Consider the following 22,390-nt stretch of genomic DNA (forward strand, 5'->3'; position numbering starts at 1 on the left):
CAGTTCTGCGCCCTCGTTGCAGTCCTGGAGATGTTTGGCTCTTTCTGGAAAGCCCGACATGTCAGGAGCTTGGGGAAGGTGCGTTGCACCTTGCAGCATTCTCACAGTGTGCCTGACCGCGATTAACGGAGGCGCGCCTGGATAGCGGGGACGCTAGCGAGCCATCTGCGCGCGTAGGCGGGGCCCGATCCAGTCGAGGAAACACCGCACCTTCAGCGGCATGGGATCGGCTGGTCCATGGACAACGTTCACCGGCAGCGGTTCCGGTGCGAACTCCGCCAGCAATTCCTGCAGCGCGCCGGAGCGCAAGTGATCGGAGATCTGGTAAGACAGAACGCGGATAATGCCGATACCGGCCAGTGCAGCCTGAATGGCAGCCTCCGTCGTGTTGACCGCGAGCTTGGAGCGCGGCTCGACGGCAAAGGCCGCGCCATCCCGGCGGTAGCGCCATTCCGGCGCGGTCGCGAAGCCTTGGAAGCTTATGCCGTCATGCTGGGCGAGGTCATCCGGCTGACGCGGCACTCCTCGGCGGGCGAGATAGTCGGGGCTCGCGCACATCACCCGGCGGACGGCGCCCACGCGCGTTGCGATAAGCGCGCTGTCCGCCAGATGCCCGATCCGCAGGGCCACATCAACGTGCTCATCCACCAGACTTAGCTGCCGATCGACCAGGGTCAGGCGCAGGTTGATATCGGGTTGCTCCTTCAGGAATTCCAGCGCAATTGGGAGCAGATGGCGCTCGCCGAAGGCAATCGGTGCCGTTACGTGCAGCCCGCCACGCAGCGCGCCATGATCGCCGCTGGCCTGCCGCTCCGCCGCGTCCAGTTTCTCCAGAATGCGACGGGACGCGGCGACGAAGGCGCGCCCCTCCTCCGTCACGCCGAGGCCGCGGCGGGTGCGCAGGACCAAGCGCACACCAAGGTGCTTTTCAAGATCGGCGACCTTGCGGCTGACCGTGGCGAGCGGTGCATGCAGTCGCCGCGCCCCGGCCGAGAGGCTGCCTGCCTCGACCACCGCCAGCAGCACCGACATTGCTTCGAACCGATCCATTGAATCCTTCCGGAATTTGAGAGGAAAGCTCCCTAAATGGCAGGATACCCTATAGGCTTTGGATATCATAGCTTTCGCGTCGTCTCGGGGATGCCGGCTGGCTCCTCGTATTTCCAATGATCCGGAGGAAGATGTCATGCCTCAACTATCACGTCGCGCCTTTGCCAGCGCACTTCCTCTAGGCCTGATTGGGGGGAGCCTTCTCGGGGGAGGCCTGATCGGTGGCGCGCCCGCCCTTGCCGCGACGCCGGATACCGCTAAGACGCCGGTCAGCGTTACGCCGCTGGCGCAGATCCGCATTGGTCGTTTCACGGTGACAGCCCTGACGGACGGGTATGCCGATATGCCCTACGATTATTTTCCGGGACGCGCCGCGGCCGAGGTCGAACAGGCAGCAATCGCGCAGTTCACCGCCCGGCCGAGCGGCGTGCGGTTCCTCTTCAACCAGTATCTCGTCGAGGATGGCGAGCGCCGCATCCTGATCGATGCCGGTCCGGCGGGCTCGATCGGGCAGACCGGCGAACTTCCGCAGGCGCTCAGCGCGCTCGGCCTGCAACGCGACCAGATCGACGCGGTGATCGTGACGCATATGCATCAGGACCACATGGGCGGTCTGATCGTCGGGGGCAAGAACAATTACCCCAAGGCGGAGCTCTACATCGATCGTCGCGACGTCACCCATTGGACCGACCCGGCCAAGCGCAGCGGCGCGCCCGACTATCTGCAGACCAGCTTCCAGATGGCGGAGGAGGTCGTGCGCCTCTACCCGAAACTCCAGGCGATTGACGGCGAGCGTGAGATTGTGCGGGGGATCTCTATAGTCGACCTTACCGGCCATACACCCGGTCATATCGGCGTTCGGGTCGAAGATGGCGGGCAGAGCCTCATCATGGTTTCGGATATGATCTTTCCGGTCGTGCATCCTGGGGCGACCGATGTGTTCTTCCTGTTCGAGCAGGACCCTGCAGCGGCCAAAGCGATGCGCGACCGCTTTTTTCCTCGCGCCGCTTCGGAAGGCGCGCTCATCGCCGCCACGCACATGCCCTTCCCAGGGCTCGGCCGGGTCGTCGCCGACCGCGGGCAGATGCGCTGGCAGGTGGCGGACTGGGCCTTACAAAACTGAGGTCCGCTGCGGCGGGCCCCGCTCGGGCAGTCGCGAGGTTGAACCGACATGAGCACCAGATATCTCGGTATCGCCACGACGGCCTCCGTCGCGGCCGCGCAGGAACACTATGGCAGCGCGGCGCAGTGGGAGCGGATAGGCGTGCGCGGCCACGCAGACGATACCGGGCAGAGCCAGCGCCTGGGTCCGTCGGAAAGGACCTTCATCAGGGCGCGCGATGGTTTCTATCTCGGCAGTGTCTCGGACACCGGATGGCCCTATGTCCAGTACCGTGGCGGCCCCGCGGGCTTTCTCACCACCGTCGATGCATCGACGCTGGGCTTCGCGGATTTTCGCGGTAACGGGCAATACATCACTACGGGCAATGTGCGCACGAATGACCGCGTCTCATTGTTCCTGATGGACTATGCGCACCGGCAGCGTCTGAAGATCTTTGGTCACATGTGCATCATCGATGCGACAGACGATCCGGTGCTGGCGAAGAAGCTGACCGTGCCTGACTACCCCGCTCGCGTGGAACGTCTCGTCCTCATCGTGGTGGAAGCGTTCGACTGGAACTGCCCGCAGCACATCACGCCGCGCTTCACGCAGGCTGAGCTCGAGCGTTGACGAACTCAACCAAAATAATCATTGGGGACGGAATTGACATCATAAACAGCATCAAGACGAATGACGGCGCGCAGAGCGGGCGCATCGGCTTCGGCTCCGCCCCGCAATACCTCTCCGCAAGCAATAACGAAACACGCTGCTCTCCTCTGGATGTCGATCTCGTCGGTTATGGGCCAGATTCTCTGCGTCCGAAAGCGGGTTCGGTCATCACCTGCCGATATAGGCGGCCAGTTCGTCGGCCGTGCCGTTGGGGAAGGCCTGTTTCAGAAAGTCCAGGAACGCCGAGACGCGCGCGCTGAGCAGCCGCCTGGAGGGGTAGAGCGTCCAGAGAGCGATCTCGGGGCCGTCGATATCCCCCCAATTGACCAACGTGCCGTCAGCCAGGTCGTGGCTGACCAGCGAAATGGGAAGACGTCCTGCACCGACGCCGGCACGCACTGCATCCCGGATCGTGATGAGTGTTGACAAGGTGAGGACCGGCTCGATCTTGATCGTCGCCCGGCCGCCGGCTGTCTTCACCTGCCATGTTTGAGCTTCGCCTGTCCCGCGCGCAACGCCTGGAGCGGCGTGTCCGCCGGTCGGGCGGGGGAGATCGGGGCTTGCCACCACGACCAGCCGGTCGCGCAGAAACGCTCGTCCGACCAGGCTTTCGTCGGGATCGGGATTGACCCGGATGACCAGATCGTAGCCTTCCTCGATCATATCGACGGGCCGGTCCTCACTCGTCACCTCAAGCCTCACCTCCGGATATTTAAGGGCAAAGCCGGCGGCGATCCTTCCCATTGCGGTCTGGGAGAAATGCAAGGGTGCGCTGATCCGCAATCTGCCCTTGGGTTTTTGACCGCCGGAGGCAATCGCCGACGCTGTCTCGTCCAGTTCGGCGAGCAGCGCGCCGGTTCGCTCGAACAGCGTCCGTCCTTCCTCGGTAAGCTTCAGGTTACGCGCGCCCCGTTCAAACAGCCGCAGAGCGAGGCTGCTTTCCAACTCGGCGACACGCCGCGACAGGGTTGCCTTCGGCCGGCCTGTCGCCCTTGCCGCTTTGCCGAAGCCACCATGGCGGGCAACGAGATTGAAATCGGCAAGCGCAAGAAGATCCATGAGTGTTCCACCAGCGAGACAGCGTGTCCAAAATTGCTGTCTATCGGACTACCAGTGAACCACACATATTCGACGTGTCAAGCAACCCAACACGGAGAAAGACCATGACCATTCTCGTCACCGGCGCCACAGGCAATGTTGGCCGCCAAGTCGTCGAACACCTCGTCAAGCGCGGCGCCGATGTCCGTGCTCTTGTCCGCGACCCGTCGAAAGCCGAATTCCCGGCTGGCGTCAGCGTCGTGCAGGGCGACTTCCTCGACGTCGACGCGCTGCGCAACGCCATGTCAGGCGTGTCGACGCTGTTCCTGCTCAACGCCGTGGTGCCGGACGAATTCACCCAGGCTTTGATTGCGCTGAATGTCGCCCGGTCGGCCGGCATCGAGCGGATCGTCTATCTCTCGGTGATCCACGCCGACGTCTACGTCAACGTGCCGCATTTCGCCGGCAAGTTCGGTGTCGAGCGGATGATCGAGCAGATGGGTTTCAAGGCGACGATCCTGCGCCCGGCCTACTTCATCCAGAACGATCTGACGGTCAAAGACGTCATCACCGGCTACGGCGCCTACCCGATGCCGATCGGGCCCAAGGGTCTCGCCATGATCGACGTGCGTGATATCGCCGAGATCGCCGCCCTAGAACTGCTGCGCCGCGAACAGGCTGCAGAGCCGCTGGCGCACGAGCGGATCAACCTCGTCGGTCCGGAGACACTCACCGGAATCGATATCGCCGCCATCTGGTCGGACGTGCTCGCCCGTCCGATCCACTATGGCGGCGACAATACCGAGGGCTTCGAGCAGAATCTCAGGCAGTTCATGCCTGCCTGGATGGCCTACGACATGCGGCTGATGGGCGAGCGTTTCCTGACCGACGGGATGCTGCCTGAGGCCGGCGACGTCGAGCGTCTGACAAGGCTGCTCGGACGCCCGCTGCGCTCCTATTCCGCCTTCGCCGCGGAAACCGTTGCCTCCGCCTGAGGCAGCAACAGCGATCTCAAAAGGACGATCACCATGATCTATTCGACCGCCACAGTTCCGGTGAACCCGGAAGGCGAAACCCCATTGACGCGCGCTGAGGCCTGGCAAGGTCTCGAATGCAAGGCGCGCGACGCCCGGCTCTTTCTTCCTGCCGGTCTCTGCACCCGCTGCGATGTCGTGGAGGAAAGCCCGACCCATTTCGTGCGCGAGGCGACGATTGCCGGGCAGGATCTGCGCGAGATCATCACCCTGGAGCCGCAAAGCAAGGTCACCTTCTTTGAGGCGACGGGGCCACGCGAGGGAGCGATCATCAACGAGCTTTTCGAGGATGAAGACGGTCGGCTGCAGCTACGCTTCTACTGCTATCTCGGGCTGCGTGGCAAACAGCCGAACGGCCCGGAAGAGCAGACCGAGCAGGCTCAATTCGACGGCGAAACGGGCTACAAGGCCGCCCTGCTATCGACGCTGAAGCGGACCCGCGAACTGCTGGCAGAGGGAAAGCTCTGAGTATCGCCGCAACACAAGCAACAGGGCGGCTGGTCGTGGGTTTATCCCCGACCAGCCGCTCTGCGTCAGGCGGTCTTTGCCGCCGTCACGGCGGCGAGCAGAATGCCGGCGGTCTCCACCGATGAACCGGGGTTCTGCCCGGTGATTAGCAGGCCGTCCTTCACAGCATAGGACGACCAGTCGTCGCCGCTGGAGTAGATGCCGCCATTCTCCTTCAACATGTCCTCGACCAGGAACGGCACCACCTGGGTGAGACCGACGCCGTCTTCTTCGGAGTTCTTGAAGCCGGTGACTTGTCTGCCCTGAACCAGCGGCGTGCCGTCGGCAGCCTTGACGTGGCGCAGCACACCCGGGGCGTGGCAGACAAAGGCGACGGGCTTGCCGGCCTGATAGAGCGATTGGATGAGGGCGATCGAATTCCTGTCTTCCGCCAGATCCCACAGCGGGCCATGGCCGCCCGGATAAAACACGGCGTCGTAATCGTCATGGGAGACCGAAGCGAGCTTTACGGTCGAGGCAAGTACCGCCTGGGCATCCGGATCGGCATGGAAGCGACGGGTCTGGTCGGTCTGGAAGCCGGGTTCGTCGCTCTTCGGGTCGAGAGGCGGCTGTCCGCCCTTGGGCGATGCGACGGTGATGTCGGCGCCGGCTTCGAGGAAGGCATAATAGGGGGCGGCGAACTCTTCGAGCCAGAAGCCGGTCTTCCGGCCGGTATTGCCCAGTTCGTCGTGCGAGGTGAGAACCATGAGGATTTTCATCTGGAGATCCTTTCGAGACAGATGTGATCGGTTGCTTTCGATGAGGGGATCATGCCTCGGCCGCTCTCATTCCGGAAATTTATTTCTTTGATTTCAGATATGCGTTCGGCAATATATCTGGATGAAGTATGACCTCAACCTCCTGCCTGTCTTCGTGGCGCTCATGGAAGAGCGCAACGTCACGCGCGCAGCCGAACAACTGGGCATGACGCAGCCGGCCGTCTCCAACGCCTTGAACCGCCTTCGCGAGACGCTGCGCGATCCGCTCTTCATCCGCGAGCGCTACGGCATGAAGCCGACTGAGATGGCAGAGGCACTTGCTCCGGTGATCCGCACGGCTCTGGCGAGCCTCGATGACGTCATTCTCGGTCAGCAGGCGTTCGATCCGGCGCGAGCGACACGGCAGTTCACCATCGCCCCGAACAGCTACGTCGAGTTCGTGCTGATGCCGGTGATCGTGGCGCGGCTGCGCGAATGCGCTCCCGGGATCAGGCTGCGCCTGACGCCCTTCGGCAATGATCTGGCCGAGACCGGCGCGATGTCAGGGGCGACGGAAATGGTGCTCGGCAGGATCGTCGAGCCGCCTGATAACATGGTCGTGCAGCATCTCATGGATGATGGGCTGACCTGTGTCGTGCGCAAAGATCATCCCGAGATCGCCGAAAGCATCTCCGAGGAACAGTATCAGCGGATGCGGCATGTGAACGTGCTTCCGCCCGGCCGGATGCGCGTCGGCCTGTTCCAGATGCTGCAGCAGGCAGGCCTCAGGCGCGACGTCTCGGTCTCCGTCACCCATTTCCTGGCGGTCCCGGAAATGGTGGCCGTCACCGACTATTGCGCGACTCTGCCCCGGCTGATCTGCCATCGCCTTGCCCGCGACCCGCGCCTCAAAATCCTGCCCGCACCAGTCGATCTCGGCAGCTTCCCGGTCGAGCTGGCATGGCATGTCCGCTACCGAAACGACCCTGCCCACCGGTGGCTGAGAGCATTGATCGCCGAGGTGGCAAGGGAAGTCTCCGACGCTGCGGGGGCAGAAGCGATGACTGGAAATTGAGAGTGCGTGTTTGCCCTCGGCGGTTGCACGCGTGCCCTATCGATTGCATATTTCTGTTTCAAGATGAGGAGAATTCTATGCCGAAGGCCGTTGGAATCGGCGGTGTGTTTTTCAGGGCGGCGAACCCGGCCAGCCTGGCTGAATGGTATCAAAAGCATCTCGGTATTGACGACCTGCACAAGTCGGTATGGCAGCAGGAGGCCGGGATGACGATATTTGGTCCGTTCTCGAAGGACACCGACTATTTCGGTCGTGCGGAACAACAGTGGATGGTCAATTTCCGCGTGGACGATATCGACGGGCTGATCGCCAACCTGATGGCAAGTGGGATCGCGGTGGAAACCCGGGACGAGTGGAATTCGGAGGTAGGCCGCTTTGCCCGATTCACGATCCCGAAGGAAACCCAGTCGAGCTGTGGGAGCCGGCGCAGGGTTGAGGGCACATGGGTCGCTCCTGCATGTGAGCGAACGAAAGCCTGCCCTCGACTTCGCCGCAGTGGCGCATCAGTGTCATGGCTGCATTCGAACCGAGGTTGCCATTTTCACATCTTGCGCATTTACGACGCTGTCCAGTAGGCGCTGCTGAAGGTTAGCTCATTTCGTCGGCTGCGACCGTACGGTCAGTTTATTTCCGTCAGGATCGCGAAGATATGCGACGAACGACCCGTTCGGACGTTCCCGTGGCGGGCTCTCGATCGCTGTGCCACCATGCGCAGTACCGGCGGCATGCCACGCTAGAACATGGTCGAGGCTCGCGGCGGCGATACCGATAGTCCCACCGTTGGCTGCGGTCGCCGGCTTGCCATCAATCGGTTTCGTGATCATCAGCCGACCACCCTCGTGGGCATAGATCAGCCTGCCTCTTTCATCCATCTCGCCGGGCTTGCCTCCCAATGCAGCGAACGTGGCTTCGTAGAAGTTTCTGGCCCGCTCCAAGTCGTTGCTTCCAATCATCACGTGGGTGAACATGCTTCATCTCCAGTAAGGTAGCCAATAGATCAGTGGCCGATCTCAATAAATTCACGTGCCTTTGCCAACGCCTTTGACCCTGGCAAAAAGGTCCTTCGCCCGTGCCCTCTTAGGCTGGGAAAGGGTTTCGCCACGCATCCAGTTCTTCAAGCCGTCCGTACCACGTTTGGATATGCCGAAACTCGGCGACTGGAATCCCAGCGGCGGTTGCAAATGGAAGTGCAGCGGCCAATGCGAAGTCTGCCACAGTCAGTGTCTTCCCGACGGCGACGCTGTTCTTGGCCAAGTGATCGTCGAGCACGCGAGCATGGGCTCGAAAGCTCGTCTTCGCATCGTCGATCACGGCGAGGTCAGGCTCTGCGCCGAACAACGGCTTGATCAAGGTTTCAAACCACAGCGTTGCCCCGTGCTGGGTGAAGTGACTGGCATCCCAACTCAACCAGCGCAGCACGTCGATCTGCCGGTGGTCATGCGGCCAGAAATCCGATGCGACGCTGTCAGACAGCCTGCACATGATGGCGTTCGCTTCCCATAAAGTTCCGGCATCATCCTGCAGCACCGGGACTTTCCCGTTCGGGTTAAGCGCCAGGAATTTTGGACTGCGCTGTTCTCCGCTTGCCAGGTCAACCCTGACGAACTCGACGTCGGCTTTGAGAAAACGAGCGGCGGCGCAGGCCTTCCGGGGATTGAGCGTCTCGCAATAATAGAGCTTCATCGCCGCCTTAAGCATGATCCGGCCCTCCGGGTTTAGTCCCGAGAAAGAGGCTCAACCGCTCGAGACTTTGCGACCAGCCGTCTTCATGACCCTTTAGTGACGATGCGCTATCAAATCCACTCTGGCGAAACGTCATTTCCGTGCCTCCGTCGCTGTCCCTGAATGTGATGGTGACGATCGTTTCCGGGCCGCTTTCGCCGGTTGCGAGCTCCCAGGCATGTGTGAAGACAAGCCTGTGCGGCGGCTCGACCTCCAGATATTTTCCGCCGACCCAATGCTCTTCTCCATCTGGCGCAATCAGACAGGCGCGGTGTCTGCCGCCTGGCCAGGCTTCAAGTCGGTCGCCCACTGCCTTGAAACCGTGAGGACCGCACCATTGCGCCAACGCTTTCGGGTCGGTCCATGCCCTGAAAACCAGATCGCATGGAGCATCAAACCTTCGGACGAGAACCAGGTCGCGGGTATTGGCGGTGTCGGTCTCTGGATTAGTCATTGTCGTATCCTTGTACTTTGGACAGATAGTCATCGAGACGATCAAAGCTTTGATCCCAGAAGCCTCTGTAATCGGCGATCCAATCAGCAACCGTCTTCAACGCGGCCGGCTCGAGGACGCGGGGACGCGAATTCGCTTCACGGCCGGAGCGGATCAATCCGGCCTGTTCCAGGACCTTGAGATGCTTTGATATGGCAGGCTGAGACAACTCGAAGGGATCAGCGAGTTCAGCCACCGTCGCCTTGCCGTTCGCAAGCCGCCCAAGAATTGCTCGCCTCGTGGGATCGGCGAGTGCGGAGAAAATCGCATCGAGCTTGTCGTTCATACATCACCATCTAGCTATATAGCCACATGGATATATTCTGTTCGGCGAAATGTCAAAGGCAATTTCCGCTGGATTGGCAATGAGGGGAAAGAAACTCGATGCTTGGGGGACGACGGACGGTGGAGCCTTGGCCAGGACGCCGACCACGCTTCTTTCAAGATGCGATCGCGGCAACAGCAATCAGGGTGACAAAGACACTCAGCGGCGGCGACTTCCACGCCGAGATATCTGCGCCGATCGCCTGAGGCCGATCTCGGCCGCTTGCATGACGCCGATCTGCGTGCTAGACACTGAACTATATGGTTCAGTTTTCGACAGCTCGCCTTGATGTCTCCTTTGCCGCGCTCTCGGACGCCACGCGACGCGGCGTTCTGGAACAGCTCGGGAGTGCGGATGCTTCGATCACGGAGCTCGCAGAGAAGTTCCACATGACCCTCACGGGCATGAAGAAGCACATCGGCGTCCTGGAGCAGGCGGGGCTGGTGACGACGGAGAAGGTCGGGCGTGTGCGGACCTGCAGGCTGGGCTCACGCGGGCTCGAGGAAGAGGCGGCCTGGATCGATGCGCGCCGCCAGATCTGGAACGCACGCTTCGACGCGCTTGATGACGTCATCGAGGCCCTGAAACGGAAGGAGAAAGTCGATGGGGGACAGAGCGAGTAACGGCCGCACGGTGGTCGAACGGAGATCGGAGCTTGAACTCGTGGTGAAGCGCACCTTCAACGGCCCGGTTCGCCTCGTATTCGACGCGTGGACCAAGCCCGAATTGTTCAAGCTGTGGTGGGCGCCGAAGTCGATGGGCGTGCCCATTCTTTCCTGCGAGATGGATGTTCGCACCGGGGGCAGCTATCGCATCACGTTCGGACACGACGCCTCGGACGCCATGGCCTTCTTCGGCAAATATCTCGACGTGTCGCCGCCATCGCGCCTCGTCTGGAGCAATGACGAAGGCGGGGAGGAGGGCGCCGTCACCACGGTGACCTTCGAGGAAGAGGACGGCAGGACGCTGCTGGTGCTGCGGGAACTCTATCCCTCGAAGGAAGCGCTCGACCAGTCTTTCGTCGGTATGGAAGACGCGTTGCCCGAGCAGTTCGAGCAGTTGGATGAACTTCTCATCACGCTCAGTGCGAGCGTGTGACAGCTCGACTCATTCGGCCATGCCTCGAACAGGACGAAACAGGGAATTGGCGCAGCGTGACTGCTTCCTGAAGTCCGCCGCCAACCCATGTTCCGCTGGCGATGGCGCAATTCACGGGTGGATGCCGCCTGTCGATCCGGCGAAACTACTCAGACCGCCCGAACCTCGGCAAGCCGCTTGACTGCGTATTCGTCCTGCCAGCAGACGGCGGCTTCCCATGCGGCTGAGGCTTGCGCGGCGATGTCATGTGCGCCGTCGTCGAGATCGGCAGCGTTGTCGGGCAGCACCAGGTCAAGGTCGGGGACGTCGACATGTGACTCATCCCAGTCGATCAACGCGACCCGATCTGCGGTGATGCGGACGTTGCCGGGGCTGTTGGGGTTGCCGTGGACAACACATGTCGGACGCTCGATGAGCCGAGCCCATGCTGCTCGACATCGAATAACGCCCTCAGGCGGCATCGCAGTCAGGTTGATCCTCGTTCCGGTTTCGGTATGCAGGAGGTCGCTCGACGACCGCCAGCCCGGGCGCTGCGGCCAGCCCTGCGTCAGCCGATGCAGCTCGCGCAGCGTGTCGGCGACGCGACGCCAGTCGGACTTCGTCTCGGGCGGTCCGCCCTCCATGTATTTCATCACCACCAGCCCGTCCACGAACAGCCGGCCGTCAGTCGTCGGCATCGGCACCGGAACGGTCATGCCTTCACGGTCGAGGTATTGGAGCAGCTCGGCTTCCCATGCAAGATCAGCGTCGCTCCTGGAGCCGAGACGAGCGACCGCGATCTGCCCGTTTAAGCGAACGCTCCACACGTCGTTGGCAACTCCACCGGTGAGCGGTTCGATGCGAACCGCGTCTTCACCCCATTGCCCGAGTGCTTCCCATCCCATTGGCGATACCCTTGGCGGCCATGATTAAATTGACGGAAGAAATAGAGAAAGTTTGCGACGCCACAAGGCCGCTGGCGGCGGGCGCGAAGCTGCCGTTGGTAACAACCCGAACGCCTCATTCATTCCTGCGGCCTCCGGCCTTCCTCGACAAGTTCCCATAAATCGACCTTCTCGCCGCGCCCCTTGAGCTGCACCAGGCCAAGCGGGCGAAGGGCGAAGCGATCGGCGACGGCCTCGTATATGGCGGCGCTCACCAGGATCGAGGTGTTGAATTCCTTGTTCAGTCCTTCCAGCCGTGAGGCGACATTGATCGTATCGCCCATGGCTGTGTACTGCTGTCGCGAAATCGCGCCGAAACTGCCGACGACCGCCGGGCCGGTGTGCAATCCAAATCGCGTGATGAGCGCGGGACGGCCATTCCGGCGGTTGGCTTCATTCAAGCCGTCGACCGCGGCTTTCATGGCCAGCGCGCACCGGCAGCCGTTTTCGGCATGTCCGGCATCCGGAACAGGGGCGTTCCACATAACGAAAATGGAATCGCCGAGATATTGCACGACAGTCCCGCCATTACGCTCGGCGATGGTGTTCAACAGTTCGAAATAGGCCGACAGCGTATCGACCACGTCCTCGGGCGAATGCTGCTCGGATATGGTGGTGAAGTCTCTGATGTCGGTAAACAGCACCGTCACATCCTGCCGCTGCGCCTTGACGGCGGTTCTTGCCTTGGGATCGATGATCCGTCTGACGACTTCACGCGGAACATAGAGGGCAAACTGGCTGATCGCATGGCGGCTTGCCGCCAGCGCGCTCGCCAGTGTGTTGATCTCGGATATCCACGAGTGGGAGACGCCTTTTTCGCCGACGTCGAGATCGCCGATCCTGCGCGCCTCGTCCGCCAGCCGGTAGAGGGAGCGGCTGACCATGCGCGACAGCATCACTGAGGCAGCGACGCCCGCGATCAAGAAGGCGGCCGCAATCAGGAGATTGTGCAGGAGCAGCCGATTGGCCTCAGCCACCAGATCTTCGAGCGGCACGACGATTGCGGCAACGCTTCCCTTGAATAGACCGGACACGCCGACGGGGGCGATCTGCAGGATCTGGAGTTCGCCATCGAGATCGATCCGCACCACGCCGCCATTTGCAAAGGCCGGATCCCGCCTGAGCCTCGCCACCGTTTCGAGGCTCGTGTCGTAACTGTCCGTCGTCGTATCGACGGCAACGGCGCCGTCATCGGCACTTTTCGACCATATGCCGAGAAGCCTGTTCATGATCGCCGGGTCGGAATGGGCGATCAGATCATCGGCATCATCGATGATGTAGGCGCGCGCCCGCGGCGAAATTTCCTGCGCATCCAGCAGGCGGCTGACAGTCATCAGGTGGATGTTGATGCCGACGACAACCTGATCGTCGTCTCTCATCGGTGCTGCGATCGTCAGCGTCGGAAGCTGCAGCGTTCCGGCAACATAGGGTCCGACGGATACTTCCTCGCCGTGCTGGATGACGGATTGGTACCAGGGGCGTTGCCGCGGATCGAATGATGCAAAGTCGACGTCACGCTCGGCGATCGGTCTTGCCTGGCGGTCGAGGAAGCGAAACGTCGATATGACGTCCGGGCCCTGACTGCGTGCTATCGTGCGGATGGCGAAAGCCGTGCCATCGGGTGCTGCGAGGATCCGGCGGACATCCTGCCTTTGCGTGTTGATGACCTGCAGATACGAGCCGTCAGGATAGCCGGTGTAGACGCTCGTCGCGTTGGGGACGTTTCTGAGAACCTCCAGAAAGAATTGCTGTTTCGCCGTGATATCCTGGGGCGGCGGCGAGGTGAGCTGCGGCAGGGTCGATGCCAGTGCCACCGCCTCGGTGCCGCCCTGCAGCGTATTGCGGTACCCCTCGATGAGCCGCAGGCTCATCTCGCGCATCTGCTGCACGCCCGCACTGACCGCAGCATCGCTTCCTTGCCTGAACGCCAGCCAGATGATCGGCGTCGACGTGCAAAGCAACGATGCGACGACCAGGACGCCGAGATGCAGTCTTAGGGGTTTCGACCAGTGCACGAGATTTCCCTCGAAATGCGGACACGTCTCAGCACACGAAGTATAGTCAACGATGGCAGCTAACCGCTTTTTGAAAACTTACACAAGGCGGTGAGTGTGGCCACACCGCCGCTGCGCGTTTCGGCAGAACAAGATCGGCGACCGTGCGAGCTGTCGCCGATCATGTCCGCATGCGCCGCTGTCCTTGCTCCGGACGCCACCGCACGCTCTGTCTTCCTCCTCCGGCTTGACCCAAGGATCCACTCTTGCCTCGATCAGCAGCGGCATGGATCCCAGGCTCAAGGCCTGGGATGACGGAAGGTGGGGCGGGTTTCCACAACCAAATGGGCGGCAAACTATCAATCGACACCGTGGCAACGAACCAGGTCCTCAATGACCTGTTCGTACTGCTGGCGTTCGAACTCAAACGGGCCAAAGCTCTCATAATTCCGCCTTGGCCGATGCGGCTGGCTGAACCCGTCCCATGTCACCTTGTTCTGGTGCAGGCGAACATAGGCGACAAGGGGCCAGCATCCGACCTCGCCACATTCACACGACAAGACATAGATTTCGCCCTGTCCACCGCCTTGTACGGGCTCCTCCCGTCCAAGGAAGTAGCTCGATAGCGGACCGAAGCGGTAGAATGAGGGTATGAGGCCGCCATATCCGCCGGCAGGATCGCTATACCCGGCGGCGCGTTCGAAGTCCGCCACGAGTTGGTCCAAGCCCACTCCATCCACGCACGGAACGATGGCGACTGTCTCTTCGTCCTTATTTTCGAACTTGAAGCTGAGAAGGTTTTTCATCTGCTCTGGATAGAACCGGTCAGCGCTCGCAGTCAACTTCCCCCGGCCGGCGTCGCCCAATGGCGTGTTTGAGACCTCGGTGAGGCCTTTCACGGGTAGAATTGCGGGGCAGAATTGCGGTGTTGATGGCAGCCGATCATGTCGGGATGCGTCGCTGTCCTTGCTCTAGACGCCACCCCACGCTCCGTCTTCCTCGGGCTTGACCCGAGGATCCACATTCTCGCCGCCATCAGCCGCGGGCATGGATTCCAGGCTCAAGGCCTGGAATGACGGAGGGAGGGGCCGTCTTGGCCGGATCCCGGGATTTCGTTTCAGCCTCGCGCAATCGAGGCGAAATAGACATGCCTATGCATAAGGAAAGACACCGATGCCGAAGGCACTCCTGAACCCGCATATGCGACTGAGCTTCACAGCAATTCTTGCTTTATTGGCTATGGGTCTAAGGCCAGCCGCCGGATTGCCTCAATGCCCTCCTCAGGAGGAACTGCTGGCGAAAGCGGAGATCTGGAGATCAAGAGAGTTATCAAAGGCAAATTCCCGGGAAAGGAGGCGACGGTGTACGGTGCCGTCTATCCCCCAGGGCCTTTCGGGGAACTGACCGCGATGGCGTTATCTTACGGTTTCGATGGCCATGACACCTTCGAATGGGAGCTTTCGCGCCGCGAAATCGGTGATGATGTGGCGTTGTTTTCAATGAACGCCTGCAACTATCACAAATTCCCCGACGGGGCAGTTGCTCCCCGCTGATCGACGGTGTCACATCGCGATTGGCGCATGTCGGCTCAGGCCCGCTTCCGCCGCATCTGCGTGACGCTCCGCCAGACGGCCGACACCAGGAAATAGAAGGCGCCGAGGCCGGCATAGCCGGCGATGTTGGCGATGGACGGCGCTTCCGGCATTTGTGCCTGGGCGATGAAGAAGGCACCTGCCACCGCGGATTGGCCGCCGCTGAGGATCATCGCCCACTGGCCGCCATGGGTCTTCCAGCGCCGGACAGCGGTTCCAAGCTGCAGCAGGCCGGAAAAGATGGCCCAGAGGCCGAAGACACCGAGAACCCAGTTCATGCTCATCGTCAGCGCGACGATCACGGCCGCTGTCGTCACCGTGCTGACGGCGACGTTGATTGCCTGGCTGCGGTTGTTTGCCAGGCCGCCGTTCCGCGCTGCGTCGATGAGGTTGGCGGCGGCATCCCAGGCCGGGTAGACGATCAGCAAGGCGGCCGCGACGGCAAGCGACTGCTGGCCGGCCGTCAAGGCGGCTGCGACCCAGATGGCGGAAAAGGCTGCTCGGGTGAAATAATAGCGCGTCAGCCACTCTTCCCTGTCGCCAGACGCGACGGTGGTTTGATCGGTGGTCATCATGATCTCTTTCCTGAATGTGATGGTGTTGGTCTGATAAAGGCGGCTCACCGTCGTGAGTGGCGTCGTCCGCTATCGAGATTGGTTTTCATGGGCTTGCCGGAACGGCCCGAGCATTGCCGGGCGGCTGTCGAGCCGGTGTTCTCCGTCGTTCGGATCGATCGGCTGCCGGTCACGCCGCATTCCCTGGTAAATCGCCGGTCGAACCGGGGGCGGCCCGGCCGACCGGCGACGACGTGTCACATGGGCGGGACCACGCCATTTTTGCCGACAAGGACCTGATGGGCGAGGGGACCCAAGGCAGCCTTTTCGGCGGGGATGAAGACGGCGGCGCCGGGAACGAGATCGTCATTGGTGGCCGGAGCGATGGTCACGACGGGCGTGCCGTCCGGAATGGCGATCTTCTTTTCCTTGCCGTGATAGGAGACGGTGACGGTGCGGCCATCGACGCCCTTGACGGCGTCGGCGACGGTCGCATTGGTCATGCTGCTGTTGGGCTTGAGGTCCCAGCCGTAGCTGCCTTCACCCGCACCCTTCATCGCCGGCGGGAAGATCAGCACTTCAAGCGCGCCATCGCCGCCGCCTGCGCTCGGCAGCGATGCGATGCCGACGAAGTCGCCCGGTTTGATGTCGGTGACCGCGGCATTTGCGACGCTCGCCAGTTGCCAGCCGTCGGCAAGCGTCACATCGACGGTCTCTCCTTCGCGGGTCTTCACCGTGAGAACAGAGCCGCTATAGGTGACGATGCTGCCCCTGACATGAATCTGCTCGGGCTTCTGGTCTTCGGCCTGGACAGGCGCCACTGGAAGTGCCGCCGTCGCGATGGCGCTGAGCCCCAACACGAGGGCGGGGAGAATGGTCTTGATCATATCGTTCTTCCTACTAGTTGGTAGTTTCGCTGAACGTCGTTGTCGCTCCGGGCTTTATTCCGCCCGGAGCATTATCGGGCGGCGGCCGGAGTAAGCCGCTCCAAGGTGGGGGCCAGAATGGTGGCGAAGATCTCCGGGGTCCCGTAGGCACGGGCCGACAGCATGGCGCCATGGACGGAGGCCATGAAGGCTTCGGCCTCGACGCGCGGTTCGCTCGACAGCGTCAGACTCCCGTTCTCAGCGCCCCGTTCCATCACCGAGGTCAGCCATGCCGACGCAAAGCGGAAGAAAGCCTTGACCTCGGCCGCGACCTCCGGCGGCAGCGCCGGCAGTTCGCTCGCCAGCAGGGCGCAGACGCAAAAAGGCCGGCTGGCGTCCTCGATGCACTGGGCCCAATGGCCCGCATAGGTTTTGAGGCGTGCCAGGGGATCCTTCACATGCTGCTCCAGGCCCGCGATACCCGCCTCGGCATCTTCGCGATATCGCACGACAAGCATGCGCACCAGGTCGGTTTTGCTCGGAAAGTGGTGATGGATGCTGGCCTTGCGGATGCCGACGACGGCAGCAATATCGGCATAACTGAAGCCATTATAGCCTCCGGTCATGATCAGTGCGCGGGCGGAGGCCAGGATCTCGTCTGACGTCGTCAAAAGATTGCTCATAAGGCTATCTACCTTCCAGTAGGAAGGCTGTCAAGCCGAAAGCAGATTTTCCACCGTCAGCGGTCGTCGAGGCGGTCACCGGCTTCACCTTGATGCGGGCGAAAGTGATGATGGCATCGGTTGTAGCGACTGGCCTTGACTCGCCTCGGACACCCAGAACATAATCAGAACACCTAATATACGGAATGGAGTTCTGGATGTGCGGCCGCGTCTATATCAAGACCTCGCTTGAGGAACTGGTGCGCAATTTCGCCTTCGCAGAGCGAGGCGCGATCGATGCGCTCGGGAACCGATTTCCGCGCTACAACGGCGCGCCGACGCTGGATTATCCGATCATCATTCGCGACATGGTCCGCGAGCCTGATATCATGGGGCCGGTGTTCGCCTCGGCGCGCTGGGGTCTGATGCCGGCATGGATGAAGCCGGGTGGGCGGCCGCCGCCGATCAATGCCCGCTGCGAGGGCATCAGTACCAACGGCCTGTTCCGCTCGGCCTACAGATCGCGCCGTTGCCTGGTGCCGATCAACGGCTTCTTCGAGTGGAAGGATATCTTCGGCACGGGCAAGAACAAGCAGCCTTATGCGATCGCCATGGCTGACGGCTCGCCCTTTGCGCTCGCCGGCATCTGGGAGATTTGGCGCAGCCCGGAAGGCATAGACGTCCGAAACTTCGCAATCGTCACCTGTGAGCCGAATGAGATGATGGCGCAGATCCATGACCGGATGCCGGTCATCCTGCATCGAGAGGATTATGAACGCTGGCTATCGCCGGAACCCGATCCGAACGACCTGATGAAGCCGTTCCCGGCGGAGCTGATGACCATGTGGCCGATCGGCCGCAATGTGGGTTCGCCCAAGAATGACACGGCTGACATTATCGATCCGATCGACCCCGATCCGGAACCGACGCTGATCTGAATTCACCGGCTCGGGCGGGAGCCATCCATCAACCATGCGGTCAAAGAGAACCTCGCGAGAGGACAGGACGACGCATGCCAGAACAAATCACATGGAAATCGTGGGAACATGTCAGCGGCCGAGAAATCAAATACAAATGGCGGCACGCCTGGAAGGAGAAACCCGGTGACGACTACGTCGCTTTTGACGGCGATACCCAGATCGGAAGGATATTCCGCTCACAGGCCGGCGAAGGGATCGATAATCGATGGTTCTGGATCGTGGCGACAGATGGCAACCCTCGACTGGATTGGCCGTCAGCCGGATACGAGGAAAGTGCCTATGTCGCCTCGAGGCGGCTGGAAATGATCTACGAGAGCATCAAAGGCGGGAAACCAAGGACGGCGCACCGATGAGCAACGAAGGCCATTCGAGTGCGCCGGGCGCCAATATGATCGTTGAACATTATTGCGAGCACCGGCATGCCGACGGCACAGGCTGCAAGGAATGGGGAGGCTGGGGCCACAGCCCATCCCCGGCCGTGCCAACGCGCTGGTGGTGCTTTGAGCACTTCCCGCATAAATCATACGAACAGGAGCAGGCACTCAGGCGGAAGTTGGAGGCGGCCGAGGGTGGGAAAATCATCCAATGAGGGCTGGCTGATTGATGTTCCGCCGTCAGCCGTCGGTCGAGACGGTGACGGATTTCCAAGCCTCGATCTCCTGCTGCAGCCGACCGATCCTCTCCGAAACATGCTTGAGGGCGTCGCTGCCGAGCAGCAGCTGCGGCGGTGGATTATCGGATTCGATGAGCTTCAGAACCGCTGCTGCCAGTTTGGCGGGATCGCCGAGCTGCTTGCCGCTGACGGCCTGTCGCGCCTCGCGGATCGGGTCGAAAAGCCCATCATAATCGGCGATCGACCGCTCCGTGCGGACCATCGATCGCCCGGCCCAGTCTGTCCGGAAGGAGCCGGGGCAAAGGGTCGTCACATGCACCCCGAACGGAGCCATTTCCGCGCGCATCACCTCCGATATGCCTTGCAGCGCAAATTTGCTGCCGCAGTAATAGGCGATGCCGGGCATGGTGATCATGCCGCCCATCGAGGTGACGTTGACGATGAAGCCGCGGCGTCGGGCGCGAAACCCAGGCAGAAATGCCTTGGCAACGGCAACGGCGCCGAAGACGTTGACGTCGAACTGCCGCCGCATCTCTTCGATCGGCGACTCCTCGAGCACGCCCTCGTGGCCGTAACCGGCATTGTTGATCAGCACGTCGACGGGCCCATGCTCGTCCTCCACCTGCCGGACGACATCATCGATCCGGTCGAACTCGGTGACGTCGCAGACGACCGGTCGCAGGCCAGGCAGGGTTTTGGCGAGCGCTGTGCGCGACGTTTGCGAGCGCACGGTGCCAATCACCCTGTGGCCCGCCTGAAGAGCCGCAGACGCGATGGCGAGCCCGAAACCGGAATTCGATCCGGTGATGAAGAAGGTCTTTCGTGACATCAGCGATATTCCTTGATTGAGGATGGGATTTGACAAATAGTATGAAGAAGCCCGTGCTTCGATGGCGGATTCTCTGAATATGTTGCCAAATCCTCTGCAAGGCGATCGCTGCCTATCCAGGCGAGGGGAGATGGTCGCGTTGGCCGGACGTCTCGCCCCCCGTCACGGATACAATCCGACCGGGCTTAATTCCGTCCGCATCTTGCGCACGGAAGCTGTGCTCCACGACATCCCGGTCCTCTATAAGCCGGGCGCGGTTTTCGTCTTGCAGGGCAGCAAGCAAGGCATCCTCGAAGGCGAAGTCTTCCTCTATGATGAGGAGCATTATCTGGCGGTGTCGCTGCCCGTCCCATTCCGGATGACGTCGACGGCCAGTCCCGAGCGGCCATTGCTTGCGGTCTATGTCGAGTTCGACATGCAGATGGCAGCCGAGATCGCACTGCAAGTGGAAAAGCATGCCGAACTGCCAGGCGACGAGGCGAGAAGTCTCGTGTCGAGCAGGATGTCTGCTGATATCGAGGATGTCCTGCTGCGCCTGCTGACGGCGCTACGCAGCACCATTGAGACGGATGTGCTTGGCGCCGGCATTTTGCGCGAACTGCACTACCGCGTCCTGGTCGGTCCGCAAGGCGGCGCGATGATCGCCGCCCTCCAGCAGAAAGGCAGATCCGGAAAGATCATCCAGAGCCTGGCCTGGTTGCGAGAAAACTATGGCCTGGAGGTCGCGGTCACCGATCTGGCAAGAGACGTCGGCATGAGCGTTCCGTCCTACCATGTCCATTTCAAGGGTCTGACCGGCAGCAGTCCGATGCAATACGTCAAGGCGATGCGCCTTCACGAAGCAAGATTGATGATCGCCCGCCAGACGAGAACGATCGCCGAGATCGCGGCTTCCGTCGGCTACGCAAGCCCTGCGCAGTTCAGCCGCGATTTCAAACGGCATTTCGGGCGCACCGCGTCGGAAGAGATCAAGTGGGTCCAGCGCCACCTTGGCGAACTGGGTGACGATCACGGCTAGGTCGCCTGGTCGGCCGCCTGCGTCACGCGCCCGACGGTGCAACGGCCCGCAACGCAGTCCTGACGATCGCATCGCCGAACTCCGGCGAGACCGGGCGATGGCCGACCAGCAGCCGGAAGAAGACCGGACCGTAGATCATGTCGAGCAGCGCCTCCATATCCAGCGGCGCAACGATCTCTCCTCGAGCCAGAGCCTCTTCCAGGATGACACGACCCGCGTTGCGGCTCGACAGGATCACCTGATTGCGGAAGGCCTTGGTAAATTCGCTTTCCGGGTCGGCGGCCGCAAGTGCCATCGTGATCTGCCGCCCGCGCGTGCTCGCAAAGGCGGTCACCAGCCCGCTCATTTGCGCGCCGAGAGCCGCCTGCGCCGTGGCCCCTCCAACCTCCGCTTCCGGTAGCCGGTTGACCAGAAGAGCGGCCATCGCCAGTTCCTGCGCGTTGGCCCAGGAGCGGTAGATCGTCGGCTTGCCGACACCGGACCGCGCCGCCACGGCTTCGATCGTCATGCGGCCAAAACCTTCGGCCATCAGGATCTCATGGGCGGCCTCCAAGGCACGCCTCTGCGCGGCAGCGCTTGGCGGCCGCCCTCGTTTCTTCGGTGTTGCGTTATTCTCTTGACTCATATCTTTACGATACGTAACGTTAATAAAGAACCCAGTCAAGGAGGATCATCCATGCCGAGTTTTGCCCGAAAAGTGAGCGCCTACTTCATCGTCAAGAATGCGGCACGGGCCATCGATTTCTACAAGGAGGCTTTCGGCGCCACGGAAGTCTTCCGCATGACCGATCCTTCGGACGGGCGGATCGGCCATGCCGAGCTGCGTTTCGGAGAGACGCTGATGATGCTGGCAGACGAATATCCGGACTTCGGCGCCTTGTCTCCCGATACCATCGGAGGCTCACCGGTAACTTTCCACATGGACACGGTGTCGACCGATGAAGCACTGGCGCAGGCGCTGTCGGCTGGGGCGACGATGTTGCGCCCGGCGACCGACCAGAGTTTTGGCGAGCGGGTGGCGCAGGTGCTTGATCCCTTCGGTCATCGCTGGATGTTGTCGCAAACCATCGAGCAGGTCACGGCTGAGGAGATGCAACGCCGCTGGAACGAGGATATGTCGGCGTGAGTGCCGCAGCCCTTGAAGCGCTCGAGGCGGCTGAGCGCGCCTTCAACGCGGCGATGGTTTCCAACGATCCCGCCCAGATCGCCGCCTGCATCACGGACGATTGGGTGCTGGTGACGCCTGAGCGTGGCCCAATCCCTGCGCAGGCTATTCTTTCGGCGATCGGATCCGGTGTCCTGAGCCACGACACGATGACCAAGACGACGCATCACGTCCATCTGCTCGGCAATGTCGCCACGGTTACCGGTCGCGGGCAGAACACGGGGATGTTCCGTGGCGAACCGATATCAGCCGACGAATGGATCACCGACGTCTATCACCGGGAGGGTAACAGGTGGTGGTGCGTACTGACCCACCTCACCCCTGTTTGCAGCCCCTTGGAAATCGCTCCGATTCAAGACAAGATCATCCCGCTCTAGCTGAGG

Annotated in this window: 28 protein-coding genes and 2 pseudogenes; 15 read left to right on the forward strand and 15 right to left on the reverse strand. The window is 61.6% G+C overall.

Annotated elements, in window-relative coordinates:
* Nucleotides 1–153: 153 nt before the first annotated feature.
* Complete coding sequence (locus G9X67_RS16840; RefSeq protein WP_171599240.1) at nucleotides 154–1,050, reverse strand: LysR family transcriptional regulator; 897 nt, start codon at nucleotides 1,048–1,050, stop codon at nucleotides 154–156.
* A gap of 136 nt (nucleotides 1,051–1,186) precedes the next feature.
* On the opposite strand from G9X67_RS16840, the gene G9X67_RS16845 reads away from it, so the two are divergent.
* Together G9X67_RS16845 and G9X67_RS16850 are read left to right on the forward strand one after the other, a co-directional pair.
* Complete coding sequence (locus G9X67_RS16845; protein WP_138328694.1) at nucleotides 1,187–2,173, forward strand: MBL fold metallo-hydrolase; 987 nt, start codon at nucleotides 1,187–1,189, stop codon at nucleotides 2,171–2,173.
* Between the two features lie 48 nt (nucleotides 2,174–2,221).
* The gene (locus tag G9X67_RS16850; protein ID WP_138387866.1) at nucleotides 2,222–2,782 is read left to right on the forward strand and encodes a pyridoxamine 5'-phosphate oxidase family protein; all 561 of its coding nucleotides are present in this window, start codon (nucleotides 2,222–2,224) and stop codon (nucleotides 2,780–2,782) included.
* 207 nt (nucleotides 2,783–2,989) lie between these two features.
* On the opposite strand, the gene G9X67_RS16855 is transcribed toward G9X67_RS16850, so the two are convergent.
* Nucleotides 2,990–3,880: a LysR family transcriptional regulator gene (locus G9X67_RS16855; protein WP_171599241.1), complete on the reverse strand. Its 891-nt coding sequence runs from the start codon at nucleotides 3,878–3,880 to the stop codon at nucleotides 2,990–2,992.
* A gap of 104 nt (nucleotides 3,881–3,984) precedes the next feature.
* On the opposite strand from G9X67_RS16855, the gene G9X67_RS16860 reads away from it, so the two are divergent.
* Together G9X67_RS16860 and G9X67_RS16865 are read left to right on the forward strand one after the other, a co-directional pair.
* Entirely contained in the window at nucleotides 3,985–4,854 is an 870-nt protein-coding gene (locus G9X67_RS16860) for an NmrA/HSCARG family protein (RefSeq protein ID WP_171599242.1), read from the forward strand.
* Between the two features lie 33 nt (nucleotides 4,855–4,887).
* The gene (locus G9X67_RS16865) at nucleotides 4,888–5,361 is read left to right on the forward strand and encodes an AtaL-like protein (protein ID WP_171599243.1); all 474 of its coding nucleotides are present in this window, start codon (nucleotides 4,888–4,890) and stop codon (nucleotides 5,359–5,361) included.
* A 65-nt stretch (nucleotides 5,362–5,426) separates the two neighbouring features.
* On the opposite strand, the gene G9X67_RS16870 is transcribed toward G9X67_RS16865, so the two are convergent.
* Nucleotides 5,427–6,119, reverse strand: a complete 693-nt coding sequence (locus G9X67_RS16870) for a type 1 glutamine amidotransferase domain-containing protein (RefSeq protein ID WP_171599244.1) — start codon at nucleotides 6,117–6,119, stop codon at nucleotides 5,427–5,429.
* Nucleotides 6,120–6,240: 121 nt separating this feature from the next.
* Between G9X67_RS16870 and G9X67_RS16875 the strand changes: the two genes are divergently transcribed.
* Together G9X67_RS16875 and G9X67_RS16880 are read left to right on the forward strand one after the other, a co-directional pair.
* Nucleotides 6,241–7,173 (forward strand): LysR family transcriptional regulator, encoded by a 933-nt coding sequence (locus tag G9X67_RS16875; RefSeq protein WP_171599245.1) that lies wholly within the window; start codon nucleotides 6,241–6,243, stop codon nucleotides 7,171–7,173.
* Nucleotides 7,174–7,250: 77 nt separating this feature from the next.
* Nucleotides 7,251–7,609 (forward strand): annotated as a pseudogene (locus G9X67_RS16880) (VOC family protein).
* A gap of 157 nt (nucleotides 7,610–7,766) precedes the next feature.
* Here the strand turns inward: G9X67_RS16880 and G9X67_RS16885 are convergent.
* The 4 genes from G9X67_RS16885 to G9X67_RS16900 form a co-directional block, all read right to left on the reverse strand.
* Nucleotides 7,767–8,141, reverse strand: a complete 375-nt coding sequence (locus G9X67_RS16885; RefSeq protein WP_171599246.1) for a VOC family protein — start codon at nucleotides 8,139–8,141, stop codon at nucleotides 7,767–7,769.
* 109 nt (nucleotides 8,142–8,250) lie between these two features.
* Nucleotides 8,251–8,871 carry a glutathione S-transferase family protein gene (locus G9X67_RS16890; protein WP_171599247.1) on the reverse strand — a complete coding sequence of 207 codons (621 nt, stop codon included), beginning with the start codon at nucleotides 8,869–8,871 and terminating at the stop codon, nucleotides 8,251–8,253.
* Nucleotides 8,864–9,349: an SRPBCC domain-containing protein gene (locus G9X67_RS16895; RefSeq protein WP_171599497.1), complete on the reverse strand. Its 486-nt coding sequence runs from the start codon at nucleotides 9,347–9,349 to the stop codon at nucleotides 8,864–8,866. The genes G9X67_RS16890 and G9X67_RS16895 overlap by 8 nt, the downstream gene beginning before the upstream one ends.
* Entirely contained in the window at nucleotides 9,342–9,674 is a 333-nt protein-coding gene (locus tag G9X67_RS16900; protein ID WP_171599248.1) for a metalloregulator ArsR/SmtB family transcription factor, read from the reverse strand. The genes G9X67_RS16895 and G9X67_RS16900 overlap by 8 nt, the downstream gene beginning before the upstream one ends.
* A gap of 299 nt (nucleotides 9,675–9,973) precedes the next feature.
* Between G9X67_RS16900 and G9X67_RS16905 the strand changes: the two genes are divergently transcribed.
* Together G9X67_RS16905 and G9X67_RS16910 are read left to right on the forward strand one after the other, a co-directional pair.
* Entirely contained in the window at nucleotides 9,974–10,336 is a 363-nt protein-coding gene (locus G9X67_RS16905) for a metalloregulator ArsR/SmtB family transcription factor (protein WP_171599249.1), read from the forward strand.
* Nucleotides 10,317–10,811: an SRPBCC family protein gene (locus G9X67_RS16910; protein WP_171599250.1), complete on the forward strand. Its 495-nt coding sequence runs from the start codon at nucleotides 10,317–10,319 to the stop codon at nucleotides 10,809–10,811. Before G9X67_RS16905 ends, G9X67_RS16910 begins: the two co-directional genes overlap by 20 nt.
* 149 nt (nucleotides 10,812–10,960) lie before the next feature.
* Here G9X67_RS16910 and G9X67_RS16915 read toward each other — a convergent pair whose 3' ends face one another.
* From G9X67_RS16915 to G9X67_RS16925, 3 genes are all read right to left on the reverse strand, one after another.
* A complete protein-coding gene (locus G9X67_RS16915) occupies nucleotides 10,961–11,695 on the reverse strand; it encodes a phosphotransferase (RefSeq protein ID WP_171599251.1) in 735 nt (244 codons plus the stop codon).
* A gap of 119 nt (nucleotides 11,696–11,814) precedes the next feature.
* On the reverse strand, nucleotides 11,815–13,749 hold the full coding sequence (locus G9X67_RS16920; protein ID WP_171599252.1) for an adenylate/guanylate cyclase domain-containing protein: 1,935 nt from the start codon (nucleotides 13,747–13,749) through the stop codon (nucleotides 11,815–11,817).
* Between the two features lie 338 nt (nucleotides 13,750–14,087).
* Nucleotides 14,088–14,627, reverse strand: a complete 540-nt coding sequence (locus G9X67_RS16925; RefSeq protein WP_348649120.1) for a hypothetical protein — start codon at nucleotides 14,625–14,627, stop codon at nucleotides 14,088–14,090.
* Between the two features lie 274 nt (nucleotides 14,628–14,901).
* Between G9X67_RS16925 and G9X67_RS16930 the strand changes: the two are divergent.
* Nucleotides 14,902–15,281: pseudogene (locus tag G9X67_RS16930) on the forward strand (hypothetical protein).
* A gap of 35 nt (nucleotides 15,282–15,316) precedes the next feature.
* On the opposite strand, the gene G9X67_RS16935 reads toward G9X67_RS16930, so the two are convergent.
* From G9X67_RS16935 to G9X67_RS16945, 3 genes are all read right to left on the reverse strand, one after another.
* The gene (locus tag G9X67_RS16935) at nucleotides 15,317–15,895 is read right to left on the reverse strand and encodes a DUF308 domain-containing protein (protein ID WP_171599253.1); all 579 of its coding nucleotides are present in this window, start codon (nucleotides 15,893–15,895) and stop codon (nucleotides 15,317–15,319) included.
* A gap of 236 nt (nucleotides 15,896–16,131) precedes the next feature.
* Nucleotides 16,132–16,761 carry a hypothetical protein gene (locus G9X67_RS16940; protein ID WP_171599254.1) on the reverse strand — a complete coding sequence of 210 codons (630 nt, stop codon included), beginning with the start codon at nucleotides 16,759–16,761 and terminating at the stop codon, nucleotides 16,132–16,134.
* A gap of 71 nt (nucleotides 16,762–16,832) precedes the next feature.
* The gene (locus tag G9X67_RS16945) at nucleotides 16,833–17,423 is read right to left on the reverse strand and encodes a TetR/AcrR family transcriptional regulator (protein ID WP_171599255.1); all 591 of its coding nucleotides are present in this window, start codon (nucleotides 17,421–17,423) and stop codon (nucleotides 16,833–16,835) included.
* A gap of 197 nt (nucleotides 17,424–17,620) precedes the next feature.
* Between G9X67_RS16945 and G9X67_RS16950 the strand changes: the two genes are divergently transcribed.
* The 3 genes from G9X67_RS16950 (at nucleotide 17,621) to G9X67_RS16960 (ending at nucleotide 18,971) form a co-directional block, all read left to right on the forward strand.
* Nucleotides 17,621–18,340, forward strand: a complete 720-nt coding sequence (locus G9X67_RS16950) for an SOS response-associated peptidase (RefSeq protein WP_138328676.1) — start codon at nucleotides 17,621–17,623, stop codon at nucleotides 18,338–18,340.
* Between the two features lie 74 nt (nucleotides 18,341–18,414).
* Complete coding sequence (locus G9X67_RS16955) at nucleotides 18,415–18,735, forward strand: hypothetical protein (protein WP_138387855.1); 321 nt, start codon at nucleotides 18,415–18,417, stop codon at nucleotides 18,733–18,735.
* On the forward strand, nucleotides 18,732–18,971 hold the full coding sequence (locus G9X67_RS16960; protein ID WP_171599256.1) for a hypothetical protein: 240 nt from the start codon (nucleotides 18,732–18,734) through the stop codon (nucleotides 18,969–18,971). Before G9X67_RS16955 ends, G9X67_RS16960 begins: the two co-directional genes overlap by 4 nt.
* 25 nt (nucleotides 18,972–18,996) lie before the next feature.
* Here the strand turns inward: G9X67_RS16960 and G9X67_RS16965 are convergent, their stop codons facing one another.
* Nucleotides 18,997–19,824: an oxidoreductase gene (locus G9X67_RS16965; protein ID WP_171599257.1), complete on the reverse strand. Its 828-nt coding sequence runs from the start codon at nucleotides 19,822–19,824 to the stop codon at nucleotides 18,997–18,999.
* Between the two features lie 79 nt (nucleotides 19,825–19,903).
* Between G9X67_RS16965 and G9X67_RS16970 the strand changes: the two genes are divergently transcribed.
* Complete coding sequence (locus G9X67_RS16970) at nucleotides 19,904–20,842, forward strand: AraC family transcriptional regulator (protein WP_171599258.1); 939 nt, start codon at nucleotides 19,904–19,906, stop codon at nucleotides 20,840–20,842.
* Nucleotides 20,843–20,864: 22 nt separating this feature from the next.
* On the opposite strand, the gene G9X67_RS16975 is transcribed toward G9X67_RS16970, so the two are convergent.
* The gene (locus tag G9X67_RS16975) at nucleotides 20,865–21,467 is read right to left on the reverse strand and encodes a TetR/AcrR family transcriptional regulator (protein ID WP_138328671.1); all 603 of its coding nucleotides are present in this window, start codon (nucleotides 21,465–21,467) and stop codon (nucleotides 20,865–20,867) included.
* A gap of 51 nt (nucleotides 21,468–21,518) precedes the next feature.
* Here G9X67_RS16975 and G9X67_RS16980 point away from each other — a divergent pair, with 51 nt between their 5' ends.
* Both G9X67_RS16980 and G9X67_RS16985 read left to right on the forward strand, forming a co-directional pair.
* The gene (locus G9X67_RS16980; RefSeq protein ID WP_171599259.1) at nucleotides 21,519–21,968 is read left to right on the forward strand and encodes a VOC family protein; all 450 of its coding nucleotides are present in this window, start codon (nucleotides 21,519–21,521) and stop codon (nucleotides 21,966–21,968) included.
* Nucleotides 21,965–22,384, forward strand: coding sequence for a nuclear transport factor 2 family protein (locus tag G9X67_RS16985; RefSeq protein ID WP_138387850.1), 420 nt, complete (start codon nucleotides 21,965–21,967; stop codon nucleotides 22,382–22,384). The genes G9X67_RS16980 and G9X67_RS16985 overlap by 4 nt, the downstream gene beginning before the upstream one ends.
* The last annotated feature ends 6 nt before the right edge of the window (nucleotides 22,385–22,390 follow it).

This window comes from Rhizobium sp. WYCCWR 11152, from assembly GCF_013087615.1.
In the GTDB taxonomy this organism is placed as follows: Bacteria; Pseudomonadota; Alphaproteobacteria; order Rhizobiales; family Rhizobiaceae; genus Rhizobium; species Rhizobium indicum.